The 3,679-nt window shown below is 63.7% G+C and carries 4 protein-coding genes and 2 pseudogenes; 2 read left to right on the plus strand and 4 right to left on the minus strand.

The annotated features are described in order from the left end of the window. Positions 1–515, plus strand: a pseudogene (locus WBB85_RS14940) (L-malyl-CoA/beta-methylmalyl-CoA lyase); the annotation flags it as partial. Positions 516–667: 152 nt separating this feature from the next. Next, positions 668–1,627, plus strand: a complete 960-nt coding sequence (locus WBB85_RS14945; protein ID WP_432639396.1) for an acetyl-CoA carboxylase carboxyltransferase subunit alpha — start codon at positions 668–670, stop codon at positions 1,625–1,627. 8 nt (positions 1,628–1,635) lie between these two features. Here WBB85_RS14945 and trxC read toward each other — a convergent pair whose 3' ends face one another. The 4 genes and pseudogenes from trxC to WBB85_RS14965 form a co-directional block, all read right to left on the minus strand. Then, entirely contained in the window at positions 1,636–2,082 is a 447-nt protein-coding gene (gene trxC, locus WBB85_RS14950) for a thioredoxin TrxC (RefSeq protein WP_432639397.1), read from the minus strand. A 57-nt stretch (positions 2,083–2,139) separates the two neighbouring features. Then, entirely contained in the window at positions 2,140–2,457 is a 318-nt protein-coding gene (locus WBB85_RS14955; protein WP_432639398.1) for a DUF3775 domain-containing protein, read from the minus strand. A gap of 79 nt (positions 2,458–2,536) precedes the next feature. Further along, a complete protein-coding gene (locus tag WBB85_RS14960; RefSeq protein ID WP_432639399.1) occupies positions 2,537–3,127 on the minus strand; it encodes a LysE family translocator in 591 nt (196 codons plus the stop codon). A 135-nt stretch (positions 3,128–3,262) separates the two neighbouring features. Next, positions 3,263–3,679: pseudogene (locus WBB85_RS14965) on the minus strand (glycine dehydrogenase (aminomethyl-transferring)); the annotation flags it as partial.

Here is a 3,679-nt window from a genome sequence, read left to right on the forward strand (position 1 = left end):
ATGTGGAGGAAATCGCCGCCAGCAGCCCCCGCCTTCAGGCGATGAGCCTGGGTGCCGCCGATTTCGCGGCCTCGATGGGCATGCAGACCACCGGCATCGGCGGCACGCAGGAAAACTATTACATGCACCGCGAGGGGCAAAAGCACTGGTCCGACCCCTGGCACTGGGCCCAGGCCGCCATCGTTGCCGCCTGCCGCACCCATGGCGTGCTGCCGGTCGATGGCCCGTTCGGCGACTTTTCCGACGATGAGGGCTTTCTCGCACAGGCCCGCCGTTCCGCGACGCTCGGCATGGTCGGCAAATGGGCGATCCATCCGAAACAGGTGGCGCTCTGCAATGAGGTCTTTACGCCCTCCGAGGCGCAGGTGACCGAGGCGCGCGAGATCCTCGCTGCGATGGAAGCCGCCAAGGCGCGCGGCGAAGGGGCGACGGTTTACAAGGGCCGACTGGTGGATATTGCCTCAATCAAGCAGGCCGAAGTGATCGTGCGGCAATCCGAAATGATCGCGGGCTGAAAAAGGGGGCTCGCCGCCCCCTCTTGGCCTGCGGCCAATTCACCCCGCAGGTATTTCGGCCAAGATGAAGAGGCCGGTTGCACGTCCATCGTGCCGTTGCAAATTGTCCCGGTGGGCGGCATATAGTCCGCTGACCCTTCAGGGAGTGCGGGATGAACTACCTCGAATTTGAAAAACCGCTGGCCGAGATCGAAGGCAAAGCCGAAGAGCTGCGGGCGCTTGCGCGCAAGAATGAGGGGATGGATGTTGCCAAGGAGGCCTCCGCGCTGGACAAGAAGGCGTCGGATCTTCTCAAGGACCTCTACAAGAACCTCGACCCCTGGCGCAAATGTCAGGTCGCGCGTCATCCCGACCGGCCGCATTGCAAGGACTATATCGACGCGCTCTTTACCGAATACACGACGCTCGCGGGCGACCGCAATTTCGCCGACGACCACGCCGTGATGGGCGGGCTTGCCCGCTTCAACGACCAACCGGTGATGGTGATCGGCCAGGAAAAGGGTTCGGACACCAAAACCCGGATCGAACGCAATTTCGGCATGGCCCGACCGGAAGGCTACCGCAAGGCCATCCGTCTGATGGATGTCGCCCATCGCTTCCAGCTACCGGTGATCACGCTTGTCGACACGCCCGGCGCCTATCCCGGCAAGGGGGCCGAGGAGCGCGGGCAAAGCGAGGCGATCGCGCGCTCGACCCAGAAATGCCTTGAGATCGGCGTGCCGCTGATTTCGGTGATCATCGGTGAAGGCGGATCGGGCGGGGCCGTGGCCTTTGCGACCGCGAACCGTGTCGCGATGCTGGAACATTCGATCTATTCGGTGATCACGCCCGAAGGCTGCGCCTCGATCCTGTGGAAGGATGCCGAGCGCATGCGCGAGGCGGCCAATGCGCTGCGGCTCACAGCGCAGGACCTGCATAAACTCGGCGTCATCGACCGGATCATCGACGAGCCCTTCGGCGGCGCCCAGCGCAAACGCGGCGAAGCGATTGAGAGCGTCGGCAAGGCCATCGGCGAGATGCTGAAGGAACTGTCGGGCAAGAAACCCGCCGATCTGGTCAAAGACCGCCGCGACAAGTTCCTGGCGATGGGGGCCAAAGGGCTGGCCGCCTGAGAAAGGCGTCAGACCGCAGCAGCGCTGTTTGACCGAACGAAGGCTTCGATCTCTGCCGCGGGCCGTGCGCCGGAAAGGCGCGCCACTTCGCGGCCCCGGTGCCAGAGGATCAGAAGCGGGATGCCTCTGATGCCGAGCCGCTGGGAGATTGCCGGAAAATCCTGCGTGTTGATCTTGGCAAAACGCGCCCGGCCCGCCAGCGCCTGCGCGGCCTTGGCGAATTCCGGTGCCATCATCCGGCAGGGTCCGCACCAGGGCGCCCAATAGTCGATCAGGATCGGCAGATCGTCGCCCTTTGTCGCCTTGCCATGCGCAGAGGGATCCAGCTCGGCGACCTTGCCGCTCACCAGCTTTTCACCGCAAACCGCGCATTTCGGTCCCGCCGTCAGTCTTGCGGTGGGAAAGCGGTTCATTTGTCCGCAGGCGGTGCAGGTCAGTTTCAGGGTCTCGGCCATGGCAATCTCTCATTCCATTCATCGAGAATATTGGGGCCATTCGCCCGTCCTGCAAGGTCACAGCAGGTCTTCTTCCTCACCGCTTACATCCACGCCCAATGCCTCCAGCCCGCCTTCGAGGTTCTCGGCCAGATGCGGCATGCCCATCAGGTAATCCGCCGTCGGCGTCGTGGCCTCGGCCCGCGCGGTCGCGATCGCGTCCTGCAATTCCTCGGCCTCGAAACTGCCGCGCCCGATCCAGGCGATGGCGGTCAGTTCGGCCTTGTCGTCTTCGTTCAGGCCAGCGATGAATTCCTGCAATTGCGCTGCGGCAATCGCACCTTCCCGCGCCAGGAATATGACCTGAACCACTTTGGCCGGGGTAATGTCCAACATGTCGCGCCCTTTCCTGCTGTAGCTGGCGAACAAAAGCACGATCCGGCCATGGGGACCTTGTCCAGGATCAAGTCGCCTCTCAGACCGTGGCCATCCACATGGCGACACCGGCCAGCAAAAGGCCAAACATCATGTTGAGCCGCCGCGCCGCCAGATCATCGCGGAACCGGGCAGCCAGCCGGTCACCCATCAGGGTCCACAAGCTGAAGGCCAGAAGGTTGTTCAGTGTGAAGACCGTGGTGATCCAGAGGATCTGCCCTGCCCCCTGCCCGACAGACAGGAATTGCGAGAACATGAGCGCGATGATCACATAGGCTTTGGGGTTCAGAAGAAGCAGGAAAACACCGGTTCCGAACCCCACCCCTCGCCCGTCGATGGCATCAGCCATCGCGCCGGCGCGGGTGAAGCCCCATGCGAGCCAGAGGACATAGGCCGCCCCGGCCCAGCGCAACACGGCGAAAGCACCCGGCGCAACCTTTGACGCTGCGGCAAAGCCAAACCCGACGGCGAGCGTCACGATCCATGTGGCGACATGGTACCCGGTCGAAGCGGGCAATGTCGCTGCCAGCCCGAACCGCGCACCGGTGGCGGCGAAGAACAGGTTTCCCGGCCCGGGGCTGTAGGCCAGCGGGAACAGAAAAACGACAAGGGCGAGGGTCAGGTCTGTCATGCGGGCCTCCGTTCCGGCCCCGCGACTGTCGCGCTTCAGGTCCCGGGTCCGCGACCCGGAACCTGCTTATTGCTGACCTGTCTGCCATACGTCCTGCAGACACTTGGTCGACGGATCGCCTACCAGAGGATGGCCTTACTCGGCCGCCTCCATATAGTCTTCCAGCGGCGGGCAGATGCAGACAAGATGCCGGTCGCCATAGACGTTGTCGACCCGGCCGACGGGCGGCCAGTATTTGTCCACCCGGAACGATCCCGGCGGGAAGCAGCCCTGTTCGCGGCTATAGGGCCGGTCCCAGTCGCCGATCAGCGCATTGACCGTATGGGGCGCGTGTTTCAGCGGGTTGTTCTCGGCATCGATCTCGCCCTTTTCAATCGCCGCGATCTCATCCCGGATCGCCAGCATCGCAGTGATGAAGCGGTCAAGCTCGGCCTTGGTCTCGGACTCGGTCGGCTCCACCATCAGGGTGCCCGCCACCGGCCAGCTCATCGTTGGCGCGTGGAAGCCGTTGTCGATCAGCCGCTTGGCGATGTCATCGACGGTCACATGGGC

This window comes from Albidovulum sp. (assembly GCF_049646345.1).
In the GTDB taxonomy this organism is placed as follows: domain Bacteria; phylum Pseudomonadota; class Alphaproteobacteria; order Rhodobacterales; family Rhodobacteraceae; genus Albidovulum.

Bases quoted from the DNA above. Each gene is read 5' to 3' on its own strand.
- WBB85_RS14960 (WP_432639399.1), bottom strand. From the start codon at position 3,127: ATGACAGACCTGACCCTCGCCCTTGTCGTTTTTCTGTTCCCGCTGGCC.
- WBB85_RS14945 (WP_432639396.1), top strand. From the start codon at position 668: ATGAACTACCTCGAATTTGAAAAACCGCTGGCCGAGATCGAAGGCAAA.
- WBB85_RS14955 (WP_432639398.1), bottom strand. From the start codon at position 2,457: ATGTTGGACATTACCCCGGCCAAAGTGGTTCAGGTCATATTCCTGGCG.
- trxC (WP_432639397.1), bottom strand. From the start codon at position 2,082: ATGGCCGAGACCCTGAAACTGACCTGCACCGCCTGCGGACAAATGAAC.